The sequence below is a fragment of the Candidatus Dependentiae bacterium genome, from assembly GCA_018266175.1.
In the GTDB taxonomy this organism is placed as follows: domain Bacteria; phylum Babelota; class Babeliae; order Babelales; family RVW-14; genus JAFEAY01.
Genome location: JAFEAY010000003.1, coordinates 382,364 through 406,190, shown reverse-complemented (window position 1 = coordinate 406,190; position 23,827 = coordinate 382,364). Strand labels below are relative to the sequence as shown.

The window sequence follows — 23,827 nt, the reverse complement described above, 5'->3', positions numbered from 1 at the left end:
TGAACAAGGGTAACTATGGCATATAAGAAAAGTAAAAAGAAGAACCATCGCGACGTGAGCACCGTTATTGCTCATGTTAAGTCTTCGTTTAATAACACGCTTGTGGCTATTACAACAACTGATGGTGACGTTCTTATGCGTGGAAGTGCTGGACAACATGGTTTTAAAGGTGCCAGAAAAGGTACCCCATTTGCAGCAACGCAAATTGCTAGCCGCTTGGCTAAAGAATTGGTGGGGTTGGGTGTAAAACTTATTGAAGTTAACATGCAAGGTCCTGGGTCAGGACGAGATTCTGTAGTTCGCGCGTTACAGTCTTCAGGGCTTAATGTAACGACGTTGCGTGACGTTACACCATTGCCTCACAATGGATGCCGTGCACCAAAGAAACGAAGAGTCTAAGTTATTTGGAAACGTGAATGTTTGTTCGCATTGAAGAAAGATATTAAAGGGACCTATGTCAATGAATGCAGCGTGCAGCAAATGCAGACAAGCCGGTGAAAAGCTTTACCTTAAAGGTGCTAAGTGTCGGTCTGCAAAATGCACATTAGAAAAAAGAACCGGAACACCCGGCCAGCATCCTAAAAAACCAGGATCAAAAAAAACTTCTGAGTATGGAAAACAGTTGCAAGAGAAGCAAAAAGTTAAACTGATGTATGGAGTGCTTGAAAAACAATTCCATCGTTTTTTTGATGTTGCAACAAAACAACGTGGTGTTACAGGTGAAAACTTGCTTGCTCTACTTGAGCGTCGTCTTGATAACGTTATATTTCGTTTGAAGATGGCAATTTCTCGCGTACAAGCTCGTCAAATGATTGTACATGGACATATTTCAGTTAATGGAAAGCGTGTTGCATCACCTTCATATATATTGAATGTTAACGATGTTGTTTCCTTTACACAAGGAACAATGAGTAACTCAAGTTTCATCGAAAACGTTATTGATAAGCGTTTAAGCACAGGTATTAAAGTTCCTGAATGGTTAGAACTTCAAAAGAAAGACCGTAAGGGTATTCTTTTGCGTTTGCCTGTTCGTGCTGATGTGACAGCTCCGATTGAAGAGCACTTGATTGTTGAGTTATACTCGAAATAACAGCATGATGAATATGAATGTTATATGCTCATATTCGTGTGGTACATGGTAATGATTGTTGTTTTTAATGATGGATGCAGAAGATGAATTATAAGCCGTTGATACTTCCGAAGTTAAGTTGGGATAAGAAGGTATCGTCTGATACTGAAGGAGAGTTGATCGTTGGGCCACTTGAACCAGGCTATGGGATCACTCTTGGTAACGCATTACGACGGGTTATTTTGTCTTCGATTGAAGGTGCATCTGTAACATCTGTTATTATTAAAGGTGTAAACAACGAATTTTCAACCATCAAGGGTGTTATCGAAGACACGCTGCAAGTATTGCTGAACATCAAAGAAATCGTTATTAAAAATTCAACCGGGCTCCCCGGCAAAATGCACCTCAACCTTAAGGGTGAGGGTGTTGCTCGTGTGTCAGATATTACAGCAGATGATCATCTTGAACTTATTAATAAAGATCATGTGATCGCTCATTTGGCGGTTGATGGTGATCTTGAAATTGAGTTTTCAGTTGAGATGGGGCGTGGATATGTTGCTGCTCAGTGGCCGCATGGCAAGTCTCTTCAACCTGATGGACGTATCTACATGGATGCGATGTTTTCACCGGTTAAACGTGTTGAATATCGCATTGAAAAAACACGTGTTGGTCAAGAAATTGATTATGATAAGCTAACATTTAAAGTTTTTACTAATGGTGCTGCTGATCCTCGCGATGTCATTCACTACGGCACTTCAGTGCTTCGAACGCAGCTTGAGCATTTCTTGGAGGCAAAAGAGATTCCATTTAATGAAATTTCACAAAGCCAAGAAGAGGGCGTTGCAGGAGAGAGCAAAGTTGATGTTGAAGGTCCAACCAGAGGTCTTCCGGTTGATCTTTTCCTCAAGCCAATTGATGAGCTTGAATTTTCAGTTCGTGCTCACAATTGTTTAATTGGAGCAGGAATCAAGCGTGTTATCGACTTAGTCAATTTGACTGATGAAGATGTGCTCAAAATTAAAAACTTTGGTCGCAAATCATTGCGTGAGGTAAAAGAGATTTTGTCGGCGTTTGGTTTACATCTTGGTATGAATGTAAAAGAATTAGACCTCAAGAAAGCTATTAAAGAACAAGAAGGCGGTGCCAAATGATGCATCAAAATGGACGAAAAAAATTAAATCTTAAATCAGCTCATCGAAAAGCTTTGTTGAGAAACCAAGTTATTCATTTGATTAACTATGGTTCTTTGCAAACAACAAAGCCTCGCGTTAAAGAAGTTCAAAAAATTGTTGAAAAAATTGTTACCATCTCCCGTAAGGGATATGATTTCAATACCATTCGTCGTGTTAAAAGCATGTTGCCTTACAGCAGCACAGCGGTAGTCAAGATGATCAAGGAAATTGCTCCTCGATACATCGACCGCCCAGGTGGTTACACTCGAGTAATTCCACTTGGCAGACGCGAGAGCGATACTGCGCCAATTGCACGTCTTGAATGGGTTTGATCTCTTAATAAAGATATCATTTTTCCAACGTGAAAAGTATGCACCACAGGTTACACTGTGGTGCATTTATTTTTTGTATAAGCCTCATCCCTGGGCCTTTTCTGGGCTATCGTATTCATTCTGTTGAATATTTTTTATTTCATTCAGTAGACTCTTCCTAATTATAAAAAATAGATTTGATAATTATATTGCTTAAAATATTAGATCGCTTGATTTTCTTTATGTTTAATATGCGTAAAGGGACTTGTTAAGAATAGTATCGTAGGAGGGAGCGTCTGTATGCAGTGTAAAAGTCCATGTCGGCCATCAACAAAAGTTGCTATTATTGGTGCGGGATTTGTTGGAAGCACAACAGCATATGCGCTTATGCTTGATGGGGTAGCTTCTGAAATTGCACTCATTGATATCAATAAAAATAAAGTTGAAGGTGAGGCGTTAGATCTTGCTCATTGTATGCAGTTCACTCAGCAGACTACTATCACCGCAAGTGATTCTTTTGAGCTTGTTAAAGACGCCGCAGTTATTGTAATTTCTGCGGGGATGGCGCAAGCACCTCATCAAACACGAACCGATTTACTTGAAGCAAATACAAAGCTCTTCAAAAAAATCATCCCAGAAATAGTTAGGTATAATGATCAGGCAATATTGCTGGTTGTTACTAATCCTCTGGATGTTCTGACTTATGTTACTTGGAAACTTTCAGGACTTTCACCATGCCAAGTATTTGGCACAGGAACAGTTCTTGATACAGCTCGATTACGATATTTAATGGGGCAATATTTTAGTATAAGCCCAAAAGATATCACCGCTTCAATTTTGGGTGAGCATGGTGATTCAGAATTTGTATGGTGGAGTCGCGCTCAAATTGCAGGCGTACAGCTTGACCAATTGCCTGGATATTCTTTAGAAAGTCTTACCAATTTGTATGAAAAAACAAAAAGCGCCGCGTATGAAATTATTTCAAAAAAAGGTTCGACAAGTTACGCTATTGCTCTTGTCGTTTGTAAAATTGTTAAAGCAATTTTGCGTGATCAATCACGCGCTTTTACGGTTTCAACCTATCTAGACCATTATGCGGGAGTGCAAGATGTTTTTTTGAGTGTTCCGACTATTGTTCGTCGTGGTGGAATTTGTCAGCGATTAGAAATTGACTTGGATGAACAAGAGCAAAAATTTTTTAAAGCTTCTGCATATAAAGTAAAAAGCGAAATTGATGCAGCCATGGCTCTGATTCAATGAAGAAAAAAAATATAAGAAAAAAGAATATGATAAAAAGCAATCAGAATCTAGATAAAATTTTTGTAAATCTTTACAAAGATAAAAGCGGTGACTAGAATCAAAGTTCAGCATTATGAGGAGAAAGGCACTTCTTTTTTTGGAAAGAAGCTGCCTGTGCTGAAAGATAAAGGAGAGTAAAGGTACGTAGTAAATTACTGCCTGAAAAAAAGGAAGGGAGTAGAATGAAGAGAGCGTTACATACGCTTGTACTCTTTGGCACTTTGCTGAGTTCAGTAGATTCGGTATTCTGCCGAATAAATTTTAGCAGTCGAGATGCCGCCCTCAAAGTAGGGAACAAGGGTCGCCTTAATGTGTCGTCATCAAACTTTGAAGTTGATGGTACTTTAGTAACCAAGCAAGGAGCATCCGTAGAAGGGAATGATTTTCTCTTCTCTGATGGGATTCTTGAAAATAATGGCACTGAAGTAATCATGACTGCAACGTACGTGCCAACAGGAAATGACAGCCTCGAGCTTCGTGGCAACGGACGTTTCAAAGTTGAACCGGGAACTGTTATTCATCAGTTGACCGTGTTTGGAGCCGATAATCGCTTAGAGGGTCAGCCTCTTTTTGCAAACCCAATCAATCTTAATGATTCAACGACAACACTTACCATTGCAATTCAAAATAAGCTTAATAATGATATTAACTTAACAGGTGGTATCCTTAAGCTTGATGATGATTTAGATTTAGCGGATGATACACAGCTTAATGGTCCAGGGACTATAAAGCTCAATCGTCGCACGCTTGGTCTTGGTGGCTTTTATTCAAAACCATGGTCATCATCACTTCACTTTGATTCAGCAACTGATATGAACTTGACTGGAAGTGTTGCACTTAGTGGTCGATGGACTTTCCTTGGAACGAATAACTTACAAGGAAACGGTGCAGTTCTTGATCTTTCTCAGGGTGGTCAACTTGTTGTTCCAAATGACAGTCTTCTTTATATTAACGATCTCTATATTAGAGGATTGGGAAATGGTTCGTTAGGTCAAATTGTTCTTGGTGGACCAACCGCATCTATTCGTACCTCAAATGTTTTCTTTGAATTTGATACCACCTATAATTTTACAACTGGTGGCATTTACGTTGACGGTGTAACAACATTTGTTCTTAAAGAAAATGATCTTATTTTTGATCAACAAGCAAAATTAACGGTTGACCGCACAACGCTTTGGCTTGATGTGCCAAATCAGGATTGCGGTGCTTTGGGTGCTTTACGTCCGCCGTTACCAGTATTTATTAGCCATATTTGGAATAACTCAAACGTTCTTGCCAATATTTCCGGTGGAACATTGGAGTTGCTTGGAACAGGAACTATTAAAGAAATCGCAGATAAATCATTAGTTGCAGTCCTTGGTAGTGATAGCTGTCTTTTCTCTGGTCCAATTACCACAACAGTGACATTAAATAATAGCATATTTGTTGCATGTAATCAGGTTATTAGAATTGATGCAAACATCTGCCTTGATGGATGTGGTCAAACCATTTACTTTGCAAATACCAAGAAACCACAATTTATTATTTCAGAAAATGTAACGCTCTGTCTGAGAAATATTAATTTCTCTCGCATTAACGATACAACTTTCGATTTCAGAACAGGTGCTCGTGTTAACATTGAACACTCTGTTGCCTGGGAATTTAGTGAAAACGTTACCTTCTCAACAAACTTTATTAAATTAGTTGATGAGACAGGATTTAACATTTTCACCTTACGAGGCCTCTCAGGACGTAAGAAAATTTCCTTCAGATCGATTAATCCAGCATTAGCAACATTGCTTGATTTGCAAGATAATACCTTGCTTCTTCAATCAGTGGAGCTTAATGGTCTTGGTGCAATCACTCATCTTGATTCAGAAATTGCAGGAGCAATAGCTTTAAGTGGTGAAGCGGCTGTTGATATTGATGTTGATACCGACATGAACTTTGTTGTAGAAACAGTCGATAACGACATGGTTCTTCTCAAAGATAGTTTGAGAATTTCAGGATCAATACTCTTTGGCGATTGCCCATGCAATGCGTTACATATTAAGAGTGCATTCACTGATCCAGTTGTTGAAAGACCTGGTGTTACCTCGGGCAACCCATTAGTGGTCTTATCTGGAAATCCAGGTTTGTTTGTTACTTCTGAATTGGGAGTTGCAGGCGTCTTCTTTGATGATCTATCAATCTCGGTGCGTAACATACATGGAAATGCCTTTATTGTAGATGATCAATCGCTGATCAATTGTAAACGACTTGAAATTTTGGATAACCCAATTAAGCAGTCTTCGACCGAATTTAGGCTTGAAGCAATTGAGTTATTTGGTCAGAAGATTGACCCAAGCTTCATTCGTTCGCCGCTGAACAGAGCATTTTATGGTAAAGTTCCGGTAACAGCTCTTCATCTTGCTCGCGAACGTGAACGAGAGATGTTCCAGGAAAATGAACAAGCGATACTCGATCAGTTAACCGCTGAAAATCTTCGACCTCTTGGTAAAAAGAAACAAAATGGTCGTCGAAAAAAACGTGAACTTGATGAGTTGCTTGAACAGACCCTTAAGAGCGAAGCATCAAATGTAGATGACCAAGCGCTTAAGCTCCCAGATGATCATGAAACAGCAGATCATGTTGATATTCGTAAGCCTGCAGGAAAACAACAAAAACAAACTCCACGCAATACAGTTGTTGCTTGCCCAAATATTCCAGCAAGTTTTGATCAAACGTATGAAAATGCAACATTTGATGCCTCATCGAGTGTTGTTGGTAATGTGCGCCTTCGCAATGGTGGCATAACTAACTTTACCCTTGGTACAGCTCCTACAAATATTACGCTTGAAGGAAACTCTTTTGTTAATCAAGGGACGCAAAATGTTACGTTTGGCCCAAGCCACTTTATGAATATTCGAGGTAAAGACAACAGGCTTAAGGTAACGCATAACATGGTTTTGAGTGAGGGCTTCTGTTTTGAAAAGAACAGTGAACTTACTATTGAGTTTGAAAACAGTGGTGACCAAGCAATAATACCTACCATTCATCTTCCTAAAGATGCGAGTTTGGGATTGCCTGAGGGATGTGAATTGCGTTTTGAAGGTGCCGGGGAGGTAATTTTTGCTGATGGTGCGGGCTTCACTTTTGGTGGAACGGTGCAAGCAGAGATTATTCCTGTCGGAAAACCAGACTGCTCAATTCTTAAAGGTGATGATGGAGTAATTCCTACAAGGGTATTCCAAGATCAAACAATTCTTCAGCGACCACGGCTCATCTTTGATAATGGCGCTCTTTTAACACTTGAACATGGTGCTACCGCACAAATAGGCGGAATTGGCTTTATTGGATTCTTTAATGCATCAAAGCTTGTGCTTAATAAGCCATCACTTCTTGCCATTGGAAACGATGTCAAACAAGATGACATCAAGTTCTGTGTTAATGGTTGCAGCGAAGTACGAATTGATGATGAAAGCGGTGTGATTGGTGGCGGTCCCGCACGACTTGGTTTCCATGGTGGAACCGAAGCACTTGTCTTTGAAGATTGTGGTCGCTTATTCATTGGCAGAAAAGGTGTTCTTGAAATTAATGCTCAAGGCCCTGCTGTTCTTGGACCAAATCCTCAATCGACACTCAAACGTGGTAACTTGCAAATCTTGAGTTTTGGTAACGGTGGTTCCTTCTTTAATGATGGAATGTTCCGTCTCGGACTCAACGCAGTTGACCCTGATTTATTAAACCCTACAACTTCTATAGTTGGAACAGGCCATACTTTTACATGGCGTGCGGTTAATGGTCAAATTGCAGGATCAGGCTTAGTTGAATTTGTTGGACGTCCAGCATCACAAACTGGTGGTACCTACAGAGGCTTTACCGGTCGCTTCAATATTCGTACGGTTGAAGATGTTTTTTCTTATGATAAACAACTTACCAGTGAAGAGTTGTGTGAGTTGTTTGTTCAACAATCTCCAACTCTAAAAGACAGTACACTCTTTCTTAATGCATCAGGAACAACAAAAATATTGAGAACTGTTCTTGGTATCAGTGTGCCGCTGAAAGATGGAGATGTCATTCTTGGAGAATCTGGTCAAGTGCCTTCTGTTATCGTTAGCGGGCGCGATGCTAGCGGCAAGAGTTTTGTCATTAAGCCAGATGGTACACGTAGCTAAAAGAGGATGATGTTATGAAAAGAATCGTGTTGAAAGTCAGCGTGGCTGCTCTGCTTATAAGCGGAACATTGGTTGCCGGCCATGAATATGACGAGCCATTGGGATCATTTGAGCAAGAGCTCTCTGATGAAGAAATAACCCTGGTTGCGCAAGCAGAGCAGGAATATGTAAGTGATTTACAACAACAGGAGTCAAGACCTTCTGTTCAGAAAAAAAAGAGTAAAGCAATAGAACAAGATGTTGAGGCTTTTCAAAAGTCTCGACGAGGAGTTGACTCTTTTGGAAGCGATCGTGAGCGTGCACGTCAAGAAAAAGCGCTTAAGAAAGCTGAAGAAAAAGAGCACAACGCATGGGCTCATGAAGATCGCCGTATGCGTAAAGAAGAAGAGCGCAAGGCACGCCGTGCGCGTCGACAAGAACGCACTGCAAAGATTAAGCACACCATAGAAAAACGACACAAAGATCATTTGATCAATGTAAAAGAGCAGCGCAGCAATCGCCGCCTGCTTTTGGGACAATGGGAACATCTGCAAGCTGAAAAACGTGGTCATGACCGCGCTGCAGGAAAATATGCCGATTTATACAAAATTCCTGCTTGGCCAGTGGCAGCAGCGTTTTTTGAAAACCGCGGCATTTTCAATACCACGGTCAGTTATAACTATGCAACCGACGCTTACGATTCATCAGGTGTTAATCGTGATCTGACTATTCTTGAATTTGGTGAACAACCAATTCGAGTTAAAGATGTCTTGCTTGCAAGTAAGTTGGTGAGCGAGGGTTCATTAACTCACAAAGAATTTGCTGATGCAGCAAATCAAGCTCCAAGCCAGTATTTGAAATATCTTGCTGATGAACAAATTCAATTTTTGGGTAAAGCAGAAGAGTACTCAGTGCGTTTTGATCTTGCACGCTATGCGTTTAGAAACGATCTTGCTATTGGCGTTCAGCTTCCTTTGGTCTACCGCAAAAATCGCTTACGAGCTCATATTGATTTATCTGAGAAAGCATTTAAAGATAATGCTAATCCATTTTTGATACAGGGTCTTGTTGATGCTGGTGCTGGTGCTGGTGATATTTCCCCCAACGCTTTCATGCGCCGCTACGGTCAAGATACCGATCTTTTCATAAAAGATCTTTTTAAAGCCAAGGGCATTGAAGAACTTGGTGGCAGCGCGATGGGTCTTGGAGATGTGACTTTATTCATGCATGCAAAAATCAACTCATCATATTTTGATAAAATGGTGGTTGGTGCCAAGGTTCAAATTCCTTTTGCAAAAGAAAGTACAACGCGTAAGTTGTGGAGCCCTGCACTGGGCAACGATGGGCATACCGAATTTGCATTTTTCAGCTCAGTTCTTTTTTCATATCGTCAATTCTTGAATCCACATCTTTTCTTACAAGCTCTTTTTGGTGCACCTGCACATGTTGAAAAACGAGTACCAAAGAGAATAGTAAATCCAGCAGAAATTACAGGCGGAGATAAAAAAGTATCGGATGTAGAAAAAGGGCTTTTTGCATTTGATGATCGTGTTCTAATTGCAGCGAATTCTGCTAAGGGAGAAGTTTTTAATACTTTCGATACCACGCTCAAAAACTTCGGTGACAACGTCACCACGCTCAAACTGACAACCGGTTTTGAAATGCAAATGCGCATCGGTAATATCATCGAACGCTTTTTGTCTCAGCGCGGCTTCTTAGACGCTTACTACTACTTCCGCTTTAAATCCTCCGACAGTGTTCATGGTATCAACACAGAAGAATGGAATCCATTAGTCTTTACTGAAAATACTCAACAAATAGAACACACCGCCGGACTTGACTACAGCTATCAATACGATCGCAACACGCGCTTGGTTGCAGGATTACTGTACACCTTTGCTGGCATGAACGTGCCAAAAACATTTAACGCGCATGTTACTTTTGGCTTTACCTTTAAGTAGAACCATTTATTGAAGGGGGTCTTGGTAAAGGCAAGGGAGTCACAAAAAGGGAAATTTGATGTACACAAAGTGCTTTGAATGAGCAAGACCTGTTAAAGGAGTGGGAATGAAAATAAGAAGGGCTCTGCTAAGCCATGTTTTAATCTTCTGTTTAGTGATGCCAATGACGCAGGCATCAGTTAATTTTGGTGCAAAAGACTCTGCTATTGAAATTGTTGGAACTGCTGCAACACTCAACGTGTTGGGCACCAGCATGAGCATTTCAGAAGGAACGGTTAAAAAAGAACCTGTTAGTGTTATCAAAGGAAATAAACTTGTTTTTAGTGATGGCGTTTTCGTTAACGATGTTGCTGAAATTGGTTTGACTGCCGATGGCGACTTTGATGCTGTTTCTGAAATTTCGATGAACGGTAACGATGCCGTTTTTCGTTCTGAGCCCGGTTTAGTTGCTCAAAGAATTGTTGTACGCGGTACTCGCAATCGTTTAGAAGGGCAGCCAACCTTTCAAAGTTCAAATGCAATTATTTTGCACGATCAAACATCAACACTTTCAATTGCAATTCAAAGCTCTCTCAATCAAAACGTTATTTTGAATCGAGGAACGTTGGGTCTTGCAAATACGCTGAAGCTTGGTGATGACGTTACCTTTACCGGTTCCGGAACCATTGTTTTGAATGGTAACCAACTGATCTTAGGTGGAAAGTCATTAACCTGGACCGATACACTGCTCTGGAAAGATGCAGGCGATATTATGTTGAATAGTGATATTCGCATTAAAGGTCAGTGGATTTTTCAAGGAAACTCAAACTTCAATGGACACGGTAACACGCTTGATTTCTCACATGGTGGAACAATCTGGATTAGAAAAAATACAACACTCGATCTTAATGGTCTAAAGATTAAGGGTTTTGGATCTGGGTTCTTTGTTTTTGAAAATAATACCTCACAGCTACGCATGTCTTCCTGTGAAATAGAGATGGATCGTGATGTGACCATGACGCGTGGTGGCATTTATGTGAGTGGTGCATCTCGTGTTATTGTAAAAGATAAGATTTTGAGATTTGATAGTGCCGCTTCACTAACGGTTGATGGTTGTCCTCTTTCATATGAGCCGCTTGAATTTGCTGATAAAGCAAACATTCAACCAAAACCTATTGATGATCCGAATAATGTTCATATTAAATTTTTAAACAACGGCACGATTGTTCGACCTCGCGTTGATATTCTTGGTGTTGTTACTTTCGATTCATCAGTAACACTCACACTTGCTCGATATCTTCTGATTTCTCCAGACAATCGCTTGAACGTAAACTCAAGCTTGTGTCTGAATGGAAATACTCATATCGCTTACTTTACACGTATTGATCCTGCAATTGAGGGTGAGATTGTTATTATTGATCCAAACCAAATTTTGGAATTCAAAAATATTGTCTTGCGTGATCTTGCTTCAACAGACGTAAGCTTTGGTAACTCAGCTTCCAAGATGTTGTTTGGTGATCGTGTAACCATGGAAATTTTCACCAGCGATCTCAACTATACGTGGACGTTTAAAGGCGACAGTATTCTTGATGGTGTTAGTCGTACTTTGACACTTGGGCCCAACGGTCGAATTTTTGTAACCAACGGTGCTCAATTAACCATTCGAGATATCACCATTAAGGGCCTTGCTTCGAATAAAATTCGTTGCGATACCAATGCGTCTAAAATCGTTTTTGATGGACGAGTAAACTTGTTCCTTGATAATGATTTCACGTTTAGTACAGGTAGTTTTGATATTAATGGCGACTTAGACTTATCAGGAACATTCACTTTCCATTACACATCAAGCCAAGTAAGTAATCTCAAACGAAAAAGCAGTATGAGACTTCGCCCTGGAACAACATTTAGATACGCACCATCTATTGCAAGTAAGGACTTATTTGATATGCAAGATCCATCAGCAGAGCTCTTTTTAAATGGTGCAACACTTGCAACAACATCAACTGGCATGCGTTTGCGTAAGGGAACGTTAACCGTTGACCGTAAGAGCTTTTTGCAGAATCCAGGTGGAGTGAGTGATTCGCAAGCAATAGTTTTTGGTGATGGAGTAGCAATCAACGATCTTCAAATTAAGATTGTTCCAGCAGCAAGCTTACAGTTGCTTTCAGGAAAGTTGGTTTACAATAACGTAAATTAATGGGGTGGGTTGTTAAGTAGTGAAGAAATCACGATTGTATCGTGAAGCGAAGAAGGAGATGTTATGAACATACGCATCAAATTTGCTGGTGCGCTCATTTTATGCATACTGCAAGGATTTGCTGCATACGCAGCAACATCCATAGATTTTGGTGATAAATCAAGTTCAATAAAAGTTGTTGGTTTATCATCCAAGATTAAGATTATTCCAAGTCAACTCGTTATCGACAACGGTTCGATATTTGAGTGTAACGGAGGAAGCGTTTTAGGAAGCCTACTTTTCGTTAACGCGAACTGTACTGATTTGACTGAAACAACCTCTGGAGGCGGAACAATCTTCTTGAATGGTAATGACTCATATTTTGGCGATCCAAGTGAAGTCAACGCGGGAGTTATTGCAAGTAACCAGAACAACCGTCTTTCTGGCTTTATGCGTTTAAATGGTGCTGTCTGTTTGCAAGATCTTAATACAACATTAACGATTGCACTTGTTAATACTCTCAATCAAAATATCAAGTTGAGAAACGGTACCGCAATTCTAGAAAATGACCTGGGATTTGCTGATGATGTAAAATTTACCGGTTCTGGTTCTGTACGCTTTAATGGATATCGTACAACATTTGGTGGTGCACCACTTTCATGGCCCGATACAATTTTGTGGGATGGTGCTAATGATTTAGCGCTTAACAGCAAAATGACGGTAACTGGAATTTGGTATTTTGCAGGTGTTTCCCGCATTACCGGTAACGGAAATCTTGTAGATTTAACTAATGGTGGATCTATTTGGATCAAATCAGGCGCAACGCTTTCGCTTGCTGATGCAAAACTCAAGGGACTTGGTAGTGGGCGTATTGTTTTTGAAGACGATACAGCTCAGCTTCGACTGTCTCAAGTTGAAGTTGAAATGGATGGCGACATCACCTGGACAACTGGTGGTGTTTATGTTGAAGGTCCAACAACTATTGTTACTCAGAACAAGACCTTAACTCTTTCAGATTTAGCATCAATGACCGTTGATAATCTTGCGCTTGAGTATGATACGCTTGATTTTGGAAACGAAAATAGCATTCAACCAATTAAGACTGCTGATCCAAATCAAAAGTTTATTGCTTATGTTAACAATGGTGTTATTCGCAAAGTGGTTACAGAACGAGTGCTTACAACGCATAGCAATGCAATGTTGTACCTCACCAAGAACAACAGCAATGCGCTCATTTCATGTTGCAAAAACAACAGTAACGCACTGCTTGCCGGTGATAAGAACAATAGCAACACAATCTTGTACTTAACTAAGAACAACAGCAACGCAATTCTTGCTGGCGACAAGAACAACAGTAATGCATCATTGTTCTGTTGTAAGAACATAAGTAATGCTCTTTTGTGGTTAACGACCAACACAAATGGTCCTGTTTTCACAGCTATTAGAAATAACAGCGATGCGCTCTTAACCTTGAACAAGAACAACAGTAATGCATTGTTATCGTGCTGCAACAACAATAGCAATGCGCTCTTGTACTTGACCAAGAATAATAGCAACGCGCTTCTGGCCGGTGACAAGAACAACAGTAACGCATCATTGTATTGTTGCAAAAACTTGAGTAATGCTTTGTTGTGGTTAACAACAAATACAAATGGCCCTGTTTTTACGGCTATTAATAACAACAGCAACGCGCTTCTGTTCTTAACCAAAAATAACAGCAACGCACTCATTGCCTGCTGCAAGAACAACAGTAACGCAGCGCTGTTTGGCATAACCAACAACAGCAACGCGCTCTTGTTCTTGACCAAGAATAACAGCAATGCACTCATCGCCTGCTGCAAAAACAACAGTAACGCAGCGCTGTTTGGCATAACAAACAACAGCAACGCGCTTCTGTTCTTGACCAAGAATAACAGCAATGCATTAATCGCCTGCTGCAAAAACAACAGTAACGCGGCGCTGTTTGGCATAACCAACAACAGCAACGCGCTCTTGTTCTTGACCAAGAATAACAGCAATGCATTAATCGCCTGCTGCAAAAACAATAGCAACGCGGCGCTGTTTGGCATAACCAACAACAGCAACGCGCTCTTGTTCTTGACCAAGAATAATAGCAATGCATTAATCGCCTGCTGCAAGAACAACAGTAACGCTGCATTGTTTGGCATAACCAACAACAGCAATGCAATTCTTGCTGGGGATAAGAACAACAGTAATACAATCTTGTATCTCACCAAGAACTTGAGTAATGCGCTCTTGTTCTGTTGCAAAAATAGCAGTAACGCAATTCTTGCAGGCGATAAAAACAACAGTAATACGTTATTGTACTTGACCAAGAACAACAGTAATGCATTAATTGCCTGCTGCAAGAACAACAGTAACGCTGCGCTGTTTGGCATAACGAACAACAGCAATGCGCTTCTATTCTTAACCAAGAACAATAGTAACGCATTAATCTCTTGTTGTAAGAATAACAGTAACTCGCTGCTTTTCTTGACAACAAATAATAGTAACGCGCTTCTGTACTTGACCAAGAACAATAGCAATGCACTGATTTCATGTTGTAAAAACAACAGTAACACACTCTTATTCTTGGCAAAAAATAACAGTAATGCGTTAATCTCATGCTGCAAGAATAACAGTAATACATTGTTGTACTTGAATAAGAACAACAGTAATGCATTATTATTCTTAACCAAGAACAATAGCAATACGTTATTGTACTGCTGCAAAAACAACAGTATGGCAATTGTGTGGCTTGATGCACAGCTTGATACCATCGACCATGGACCATGGGGCGTTCAAATCGATACAGCTCCAACATACACCTTAAGCTTTGATATCTTCTTGTCATCATCACATACCTTATTGGTGACGGTTGATACCACTATCAATGGTTCTGGACATGCAATCAAGTTTGCACGTAAACAATCAAACCAATTCAGAATTCAGCCAGGCGTAACCGTTACACTTGAAAATGTGGTATTGCGTGACTTTGATGATGAAGCAATAAACCTCATGCAGGATCCAATGCTTGGTACCGCTCAAATTATCTTTGGTAATTGCACCAAAGTTGAACTGAGTGAGTGTCAAGACTTGACCAAGACCTGGACATTTGTTGGTGAAACATTGCTTTATGGTGATGGCAACGTCTTGAATTTTGCAAACAAGAATATTCATCTGCTACAACCAGGTCATCTCACTATTCAGGATCTTGCGCTTACAAACCTTCGTGGTAGCAACTTGGATTGCGTTGGTCCAAATGCTCATCTCATATTCAAAGGTAGCACCTTGCATCTATCCAGTGATTATATCTTCTCAGTTGGATCGATGCGCTTTATTGAAGAGAATATTATCACAGGTACCTCTGCCTTTGTGTACACCTCAACCGGTTACTCAATGGTTAATGGTAATGCGACCTTAGTCTTTGATAAGGGCTTAACATTTAGCTACGCACCAGCAAGCGCAGACAGAGATCTGATTGCATTGCAAAATGCTACATCGAGACTCTTCTTTGATGGTTGCTCGGTTGTTTCATCAGTAGCGGGTATGAGACTGACACGTGGAACATTGTGTATCGATCACAATAACTTCTTGTATAACAACGGTGCTGTTTCAGCTTCTGAAGGCTTTGCGTTTGGTAATGGAAATTCAGATGACGACTTGAATCTCCAAATTATGCCAGGTGCATCACTTGAAGTAGTTACAGGCTTCTTGGATTATGCAAACGTTGATGCATAAAACAGAATTGAAATAAATAACGGCAAAAATCGGGCAGAACCTTCTGCCCGATTTTTGTATAAGGATTTATAGAATGCTTATGGTTACACAATTTTTATTCATAATTTTTGTAAGCTTCTTGAATGGTTGCATTGCATCCGCCTTTGCCGAGGCTACGGCGGACGGGCAACAGCCTCATCCCGCTCCACAAGTCCAAGTGGCAACTGTACCAACCCAAGTGTCACCTACTCCTGCACAGTCGACGCTCCAACAACAACCTGCAACGTCAGCATCAGTTCCGGTATCACCCCCAATTCAAGCTGCATCTGCTCCTGAGCAATCGGAAGTTGCATCAGCAGCGCAGCACTCCTATGACGACGCCGCAAGGGTTTCTCAAAAGGCAGGAGCAAAAATTACTGAGCATGTGAGAAAGGCTCAGCAAGCTTTGAAGAAAGTAAAAAAAACTGCCAAAAAATTGGTGAAATCTTTTACGCTTGAACCAAAAAATCCATTTCCACAATTTCAAGCATTGCCTATTCCTTCAAAATCAGTTGGCAATAAAACCGAAATATCCGTGAGTATTTCAGCCTCTTTAAGCGGAAAGAATGGTATTATCGGAACGCACGTCAACGAAGGAATGTTGCTGGTTTTTAACCACATCAACACCGATAACCCAACGAGCAATTACTTCATTCAAACTTTTTCAGGAGATGATAAATCTGAAATACTGCGTGCCCGTGAGAACATCAATCAACTCAAAAGTAACTCGCCAATATTTTTAAGCATGCTGGGGGATGAAAATTTATTTACGGCGCTTCCATCAATATTACGTAATCAGTTACTTGGACTTTTTCCGATAGCGGGTGTCGATACTCTTCGAAAAGCCGGCTATCGCAACCTTGTTTTTTTTAGGCCGCCGTACGAAAAAGAGATTGAAGCTTTAACCGCTTACGCAGTTTATCGCCTGCGCCGTAAAAAAGTTGCTATCTTTTATGAAGAAAGCGATTGGGGAAATGAGTGCCGCAAAAAAGTAGTTGAAGTGCTCAAGCGCTTTGATCTTAAGCCGGTTGAAATGGCAGCTTATCCGGACGGTTCGGTCAACGTTTCTGATGCTGTTGACCGCATTGCAAAAAAATCACCGAATGTTGTTTTTTGCATTGCAACTTCTCGTCCAGCATCAACTTTTGTTCGATTAGCAATTAACAAGGGGTTGTATAAATCCGTCTTTTTGGGGTTTTCCGAATTGGTTGCAGTTCAAAAAATTTTAAGCAAACTTCGTGGTGCAAGCATGATTACTTCATCAGTTGTTCCCGATCCGTTGCGCAGCAGTTTGCCAATTGCTCAACAGTTTCGTACCGCCATGCAAACGCATCTTCCCAACCAAGCGGTCGGTCCCTTCTATTTTGAAGGATACATTAACGCTCTTATTTTTCTTAAAGTACTCAATACAATTCAACCGCCTGTAACAACAGAAAAAATTGTTGCAGCATGCGAAGGGTTTAAAGAAGTTGATATCCATGGTTTAAAATTGTCCTTTAATGCAGTAACCAGAACACTTTCTGATCAGGTATGGATTAATGAGGGTGAAGAAAAAGACTTTATCCAGGCCAGTGAAATTAAGATGGATGAATAATATGGCAATTACCCCAATGCTTAAAAAAGTTTTTGATATGAGCAATGTTCGTGTAAAAGTTGTAGCGGTCAGCATGTTAATGCTCTATTTTTGCATTCTTATTCAGTATGTTGCAACACGTTTTGGAACAGCAGACCCTATTCCAGACTTGCGGGTAAAAATGGAAAAGGTTCGCGAAGCTCGCCTTTCGACCGTGCGTGTGCGGACCGGGCTTTTTATCAAAAATATTCCACTCTTTGATGAAATCAAAAATAGTTTTATCATCGATTCGATTATTTGGTTTGATTTTAACCATGATGAGCTTATGCTCAAAACCATCGAGCAATTTTCAATTGATAACGGAAAAATTTTATACAAATCAGAACCTGATATCAAAGTCAAAGACAATCGGCTCTTTGCAAAATACAACGTCTTGTTTGAAGTCAGGACCGATTTACGTCACTATCGTTTTCCGTTTGATGATCATCGACTTTCGATTATTCTTTCAAATGACTTTGTAACCCCTGATGAAATGGCATTTTTGGTTGACCGAACCTCTTTTGGCATTGCAAAGAATCTTTTTGTATCAAACTGGAAAATCTATGATACCAATGTAAATTTTGGATATTCGCATTTGGTAATAGATCAGGCCGATAAAAGTGCCGTCACCTCAGCGCCTAAAGCGCTTTTTATCATCAATTTTGTAAAAGCAGGATTCAGAAAAATTCTCATTATTTTCTTACCAATTCTTGCAGCCCTGTTTTTATCGCTCTGCTCATTTTTAATGGGAATTACCAATACGGTTGGAAGACTTAATTTGGCTATTGCAGGCGTCACCGCACTCTTGGGATATCGCTTTGTTATTGAGTCGATGATGCCTAAAGTTGGGTATTTTACCACAACCGATGAAGTCTACTTGGTGCTCCTCATCATCGCATTTTTATGCTTCATGAGCCAATTGCTCATGACTCGTTATTATTCTTCAATGGATGAAGCAAGTAGAGCTGATAAAAAAGTAGATATGCAACAGATTAAGAGCTTTCTTGAAGTGTTGAATAACATAATTTTTGTCACCATGGTCACGTTGCTTTTGGGACCTGTTAGTTATATACTTTTGAAGTAAGTCTTAACGAGACTGAACAAAAAAAGGGAAAAGGATGAAGAGTACAAAGAAGCAGTCAGGTGCATCAAGCCTGCTTATTCCTATCTTAAAAATTTCCGGTATCACCTTGGGTGTTCTTCTTGTTTTATTGATCATTGGTTTGTTTGTTTCACCTCAGCCATTTTATACACAAGGTTTCATCACGCTTGCCGATGTGCAGCGCTATGCTGCATCAACCAACGAACTTACTCCGCTTGAGTCAGAAAATGCTGTTAAGCCCGATTTCACCAATTACTACAAGCGCTTTGCTCCATCAGTTATGAGAACCATCAAAGACAAATTGGGTGGTCTTTTTGAAAAACTTCGTCTCAAAAAACCTCCCGCATTTACCGCTTCTTTTTTTAAAACAGTTCTTGAGGATGTGAATAAAACACGCGATCAAAAAGGGTTTAAAAATCAAAATATTGCTCGAGTTACAGCAACGCCACAATCAAAATTTATTGTCTTTGGTGATATGCAAGCGGCATTTCATTCGCTGGTTCGTAATGTGGCAAAACTCAAAGAGTTGGGAATTTTAGGTGATGATTTAAAAATTGTTTCACCAGATTGCTTCATTATATTTTTAGGTAATGTTCCAAGCCGTTCACCATTTAGTATGGAAATTATTGGACTTACGTTACGTTTGATGCAACAAAACCCCGACCGTGTGTTGTACACCAAAGGAAGTCATGAATCTGACGGATACTGGCAAGAGCATACGCTCAAAACAGAGCTCAAAATTCGTGCTGCAGGCCTCACCAAAGATGCAACGCCGCTTGAGCCCGAAATGACAAAATTTTTCGATTCACTGCCAAACATTATTTATCTTGCAGCGCCGGCACCAGACAACAATGCATTTGTTCGCTTTTCACGCGTTACGCGTGCCAAGTTACCCGATAAGCATTTTGCAAAATTTTTAATGACGCCCTCAAAAGATCCTGTTTCAGTGTTGTCATGGCAAGGAAATGCGTTACCTACACCCGATGCAAGTGCTCCAGAAATTAATGTAAAAGCAATTTTACGTGTTGAGAAAAAACGCGAAACGTATCAGCCATCAGAAGGATTGCGTATACTTGCTCCCGAGATGGGCGTAACGACATGGACCTTGCTTTCAGCGCCAACACTTGCAGTTGAACGAGGCTTCAAATTTTATAACGACACGTTTGCTATCATCGAAGCTGCAGGTCAAATTGAGCAGTGGAGAATTACGTTGTTTCATCAGGATCGTCGTAAAAAAGATGGCTATAAAACAATACCATATTTCTTAACTTCTGGGCGCGATACGCCTGCACCTGCAGCTCCTTCGATTGCGCCAACGACAGCTCCACAAACAGCTGTAGCGGCAGCACCAGCGCCGGCGGTCCCCGCAGCTCCGCAAACTCCTGCACAACCTGGAGCGCCAGCTGCACAAGCGTCTGCTCAAGCAGCTCCGGCGGTGTCTACGCCTGTAGCTGCTCCTGTGCAGGCTGCACAAAAGCCTCCCGTTCCTGCACCAGCGCAACAACCTACAGCGCCAGCTGTAACTCAAGCGTCTACACAAGCAGCACCGTCTCAAGCTACTCAAAAACCTGCAACGCAAGTACCAGCAGCTCAAGTTCCTGAAAGCAAGCCAACAGTACAGCCTCAAGTTGAACAAAAGTCGGTTGCTCCTGCGTCCGACTCCGCCAAGGCTTCGACGGACAGGCCAGCTGTAGCTCAAGTGCCAGCAACAACATCGGTTGCACAACCAGTTGTATCGACACCAGTGCAACCGCCTGCCGCAACACCAGCACAAGCTCCTGCTACAATTCAGCAAGCAGTGCTGCCTGTACAGCCGGCGCAAGCTTCAGTAACACCCCAAGTTAAACAACCAGCAACCACGCCTGTGCAAACACCGGCAGAAAAGCCTGCGCAAGCAGCACCTGTGAAATAGAAAGAAATATTCTGATTTTATGATGTGTAAAAAACAAGAAAAAGCTTCCATTTTGTTTTGGGAGTATGGTACGGTTCCAGACGCTTAAGTGTTTACAACAAACACAGCAACGCAAACGAGAATAAACTAACTAAAAAAGGAGAAGGTTTATGAGCATGAAGTTACGTATACACAAGCTTTTGCTTGCATGCCTGTTGGCAAGCACAGCATGGCAAAATATAGTTATCGCGGACTCATCGCTTGTTGAGTCTGAAAAGAAACTAACAAAAGATGACATTGTTCCCGCATCACTTTTTTTCGCAACCAAAGACATGCAAATGTTGCTTGGTGGACGCGTTCGTGAAGAATATTTTTATTCAGGACGATCACAAACATTGCGTAGTGACTTTTCAGACGTTATCAATGCGTGGAGACACAAAGCAAGTTTAATGGTTGGTGTGCGTCAAGGTGCACGCCGTCATGGCAAGCCAGCAACCGAAGCACTCTTGAAAATTACCAACTACAGCATGTGGCGTAACGAAGGTCGTTACACAGGTCTTGAAGAGACCGACTTGCAAATTCAAAGTCTTGATGGCGCACACATTGGCGATCACACACATCGTCAATTGGTTCCAACAATGTTTGCTGAAGATGCATATTTGAAAATCAACTTTGACGCTTTCTTGCGTCCATTTCACAAACACCCAACCTATTTGCAAATTGGTTACTTTCCCTATTGGATAGGTCGCGGTGTTGCGCTTGGTTACTATGTTGATGGCGGCGTGCCACACATGGGCTGGAACCTTGATGGTAATGCACGAAACCTTGAACAATCCCCAGCTGGTGTTGTGTTGAGTGGTGAAATCATTAAAAATTTGACTGCAACATTTTACTACACCAAATGGCAAGGCGTCACCGTGTTTTTGGGTGACACACGTGCCCCATCTCGTATTCAACGTCTTGAAGCTCCTCGTCCAGAACGTGGTTCGTGCAAAGACACAGAAACATGGGCATTCAAGCTTGATTACAAACTCAAAGAAAAAAATTGGGATTTGTTGCTTGAACCGTACATCATGTACACCCGTGCTCCAGAGCAAAGCATTGAAGTTAAAGCAGATGCGCGCTCAGAACTTGGGACATACGGCGCTATGGTTGAGTTTAACTGGAAGCGTGTTCATGTGAACCTTGAAGCGGCTGGACAATTTGGTCACCAAGATGTGTTTGGTATTGACCGCAATGTTGTGCAGCTCAAGCGTGACAAGGTTACCGGAAATGTTCAGGAAGTTAACAGCCATATTTTTTATGGGGATGCTGCGACTCTTAACTCTCCAGCTGGAATACCAGCACTAATTGCTGCTGGTGTTCTTGATGGTGCTACAACAGACAACAATGTTATTGCGGTTTTGGCTAACCAAAATGCTCCTGTGAAAGCAACGACAAATCTAAAAACACCGGCGGTAGTGGCCGGTGGCGTTGTTGTAGTTTCTCCGATTAACCACCAACTTCTTAATGTAGAAAATTTATCAATAAATCGCGCTGCTGATAAAAATGGTGTGCAACTGCAAACGGCAAATGCTGCTGGTGCTCCGGTAACATTGCGTGTAAGTGATAAAGAAGTTAGTGTGACTGGTGCAAATGCTGCTGGTGTTGGTTTCATCAATACTATTCCAGCTACTGCTGCTGCCCGTGTTGCAAATGCACAATTTGCAGATCTTACAGCTGATCAAAACGTTGTGAATTCAAACTTAGTTGGCAACGAACGCTTCCGTAAGCCATTCAAACTTGATTACAGTGGCTTCATGTTCTTAGGTGACATTTCATACACCTTCGAAAAGTGCCCACTCAAAATTGCACTTGCCGGTACCTACATCAGCGGTGATGCATATCCTTATAACGAACAGCGCTCACGCAAATTCAAAGGCTTTATGACACAACGTGACTACAACTACATTGGTCATGAAGTACGCAGCTTAGCAGTATTGTTTGTTCGTGTCGGTCCTCGACCAATGAATATTTCGTACAACAAAATGTACGCATACAATCACTTCCAAGATATGAGTAACTTGGCGTATATCGGTGGTGGCTTAAACTGGTTCCCACTCAAGAAGCGCGACAAGATGAGCATCAATACCAACGTTCTTGGTTTCTGGACACCAGGTCGTGTTAATAAGTGGGATGTTAATGCAGCACCAAACATCAATACTGGGAATGCTGTAAATGATAAATTGCAGAATGCAGTTATTGCAGGTGTTCCTGCTGCAGGCATAGAAGGCATTCGCACGAAACTCGGCTTCAAAGGCTGGGAAACAACGCACCGTGCAAGCAGCTACATGGGCACCGAGTTGAACCTCATCGCCGAATATTTTGTGCTTGAAAACCTCCGCCTCTACACCCTTGATGCAATCTTCTTGCCAGGCCAATTGTACAAAGACCTTAAAGGTCAACCAAACCGCAACACCCGCCGCCTTGATGTAACACCAGGCCGTGAAGGTGAGGCTGTTTACGAAAGCTTAGGAACACAGATTGCTTACGGTCTTAACCTAGGTATTCGTTACACATTCTAGAAAAGTAAATCATCAGAATACTTTTGTGTGATGAGATGGGCACCCCGCGGTGCCCATCTTGTTTTGGTTGAAGTTCACCTGAACGAACAGATTCTCTTTTTTTCTAAAAATTAATTATGATACAGGTTAAGAAGGTCTAATTTCTTCGGATACGTTAAAAAGTATGCGACAGTTATTTTTTTGAAGGAAACTTTTGTGAAAAAAATAGTAATTTTATGTATGAATTTTTTGAGTTTTGTGATGACGCATGCTGGAGCTGGTTCTTATTCACAAGTGGTGCAAGAGGTGAAAGCATTGGATTATTATCAATTTGATGAAGCACCTGGAGATCTTATTAATCATTATATTGAAGTTGAATCTGGAGTTGTACCTCAAGAATATCTGGTTGCTCAAAAATTGGATTGGTTTCAATTTAACGTCAAGCATAAGGATCTTATTAAAAATTATGTTGAAGCTTATGACGAGATTTCAAGCGATCAAGATAGAACGGAATTTAATATTTATGTGACAACAATGTTGATTGAATACGTGGCGAAGAAAAGAGATTTACATGCACTTCATAACTTTTTTCCGAGCAATGATGATCTAAGTGCTCTTAAGACCAAGATTGTGAGTTATCTCAAAGACATGGAAGTCTCTCAAATAGAAACCAGCATTTTAGGCGTTGCTCTGATTGCCGAAGAACGTGTACGTGAGATTGTTGCGAAGTATGAGCAGAAAAGTTTGTGTTTAATTTTGTAATTTTTGAAAAATTATTATTATTAAAACTTTGATTATTTGTTATTTATTGGGTATAATCGCGGTCCTTTGTTTCATA

Annotated in this window: 14 protein-coding genes; all 14 read left to right on the top strand. The window is 40.9% G+C overall.

The genetic code is table 11. The annotated features are described in order from the left end of the window. The first annotated feature begins 15 nt into the window (after positions 1-15). Positions 16-399 carry a 30S ribosomal protein S11 gene (gene rpsK / locus JST56_01685; protein ID MBS1987681.1) on the top strand — a complete coding sequence of 128 codons (384 nt, stop codon included), beginning with the start codon at positions 16-18 and terminating at the stop codon, positions 397-399. Between the two features lie 55 nt (positions 400-454). Beyond that, entirely contained in the window at positions 455-1,090 is a 636-nt protein-coding gene (rpsD, locus tag JST56_01680) for a 30S ribosomal protein S4 (protein MBS1987680.1), read from the top strand. An 83-nt stretch (positions 1,091-1,173) separates the two neighbouring features. Then, positions 1,174-2,220 (top strand): DNA-directed RNA polymerase subunit alpha, encoded by a 1,047-nt coding sequence (locus JST56_01675; protein MBS1987679.1) that lies wholly within the window; start codon positions 1,174-1,176, stop codon positions 2,218-2,220. After that, on the top strand, positions 2,217-2,573 hold the full coding sequence (gene rplQ, locus JST56_01670) for a 50S ribosomal protein L17 (GenBank protein MBS1987678.1): 357 nt from the start codon (positions 2,217-2,219) through the stop codon (positions 2,571-2,573). Before JST56_01675 ends, rplQ begins: the two co-directional genes overlap by 4 nt. A 279-nt stretch (positions 2,574-2,852) precedes the next feature. After that, positions 2,853-3,812, top strand: a complete 960-nt coding sequence (locus JST56_01665; GenBank protein ID MBS1987677.1) for an L-lactate dehydrogenase — start codon at positions 2,853-2,855, stop codon at positions 3,810-3,812. Between the two features lie 221 nt (positions 3,813-4,033). Beyond that, the gene (locus JST56_01660) at positions 4,034-7,987 is read left to right on the top strand and encodes a hypothetical protein (GenBank protein MBS1987676.1); all 3,954 of its coding nucleotides are present in this window, start codon (positions 4,034-4,036) and stop codon (positions 7,985-7,987) included. Positions 7,988-8,001: 14 nt separating this feature from the next. Next, entirely contained in the window at positions 8,002-9,927 is a 1,926-nt protein-coding gene (locus tag JST56_01655; GenBank protein MBS1987675.1) for a hypothetical protein, read from the top strand. A 106-nt stretch (positions 9,928-10,033) separates the two neighbouring features. Then, on the top strand, positions 10,034-12,103 hold the full coding sequence (locus tag JST56_01650) for a hypothetical protein (GenBank protein MBS1987674.1): 2,070 nt from the start codon (positions 10,034-10,036) through the stop codon (positions 12,101-12,103). A 63-nt stretch (positions 12,104-12,166) separates the two neighbouring features. Further along, entirely contained in the window at positions 12,167-15,823 is a 3,657-nt protein-coding gene (locus JST56_01645) for a hypothetical protein (GenBank protein ID MBS1987673.1), read from the top strand. Positions 15,824-15,896: 73 nt separating this feature from the next. Next, entirely contained in the window at positions 15,897-17,435 is a 1,539-nt protein-coding gene (locus JST56_01640; protein MBS1987672.1) for an ABC transporter substrate-binding protein, read from the top strand. Between the two features lies 1 nt (position 17,436). Next, positions 17,437-18,537, top strand: a complete 1,101-nt coding sequence (locus JST56_01635; GenBank protein ID MBS1987671.1) for a hypothetical protein — start codon at positions 17,437-17,439, stop codon at positions 18,535-18,537. 34 nt (positions 18,538-18,571) lie between these two features. Further along, positions 18,572-20,467, top strand: a complete 1,896-nt coding sequence (locus JST56_01630) for a hypothetical protein (protein ID MBS1987670.1) — start codon at positions 18,572-18,574, stop codon at positions 20,465-20,467. Positions 20,468-20,622: 155 nt separating this feature from the next. Beyond that, positions 20,623-23,010, top strand: a complete 2,388-nt coding sequence (locus JST56_01625; GenBank protein ID MBS1987669.1) for a hypothetical protein — start codon at positions 20,623-20,625, stop codon at positions 23,008-23,010. 195 nt (positions 23,011-23,205) lie between these two features. Continuing rightward, positions 23,206-23,751 (top strand): hypothetical protein, encoded by a 546-nt coding sequence (locus tag JST56_01620; GenBank protein MBS1987668.1) that lies wholly within the window; start codon positions 23,206-23,208, stop codon positions 23,749-23,751. The last annotated feature ends 76 nt before the right edge of the window (positions 23,752-23,827 follow it).

Bases quoted from the DNA above. Each gene is read 5' to 3' on its own strand.
- rpsD (MBS1987680.1), top strand. From the start codon at position 455: ATGTCAATGAATGCAGCGTGCAGCAAATGCAGACAAGCCGGTGAAAAG.
- JST56_01630 (MBS1987670.1), top strand. From the start codon at position 18,572: ATGAAGAGTACAAAGAAGCAGTCAGGTGCATCAAGCCTGCTTATTCCT.
- JST56_01625 (MBS1987669.1), top strand. From the start codon at position 20,623: ATGAAGTTACGTATACACAAGCTTTTGCTTGCATGCCTGTTGGCAAGC.
- JST56_01650 (MBS1987674.1), top strand. From the start codon at position 10,034: ATGAAAATAAGAAGGGCTCTGCTAAGCCATGTTTTAATCTTCTGTTTA.
- JST56_01660 (MBS1987676.1), top strand. From the start codon at position 4,034: ATGAAGAGAGCGTTACATACGCTTGTACTCTTTGGCACTTTGCTGAGT.
- rplQ (MBS1987678.1), top strand. From the start codon at position 2,217: ATGATGCATCAAAATGGACGAAAAAAATTAAATCTTAAATCAGCTCAT.
- JST56_01640 (MBS1987672.1), top strand. From the start codon at position 15,897: ATGCTTATGGTTACACAATTTTTATTCATAATTTTTGTAAGCTTCTTG.
- rpsK (MBS1987681.1), top strand. From the start codon at position 16: ATGGCATATAAGAAAAGTAAAAAGAAGAACCATCGCGACGTGAGCACC.
- JST56_01675 (MBS1987679.1), top strand. From the start codon at position 1,174: ATGAATTATAAGCCGTTGATACTTCCGAAGTTAAGTTGGGATAAGAAG.
- JST56_01665 (MBS1987677.1), top strand. From the start codon at position 2,853: ATGCAGTGTAAAAGTCCATGTCGGCCATCAACAAAAGTTGCTATTATT.
- JST56_01655 (MBS1987675.1), top strand. From the start codon at position 8,002: ATGAAAAGAATCGTGTTGAAAGTCAGCGTGGCTGCTCTGCTTATAAGC.
- JST56_01645 (MBS1987673.1), top strand. From the start codon at position 12,167: ATGAACATACGCATCAAATTTGCTGGTGCGCTCATTTTATGCATACTG.
- JST56_01635 (MBS1987671.1), top strand. From the start codon at position 17,437: ATGGCAATTACCCCAATGCTTAAAAAAGTTTTTGATATGAGCAATGTT.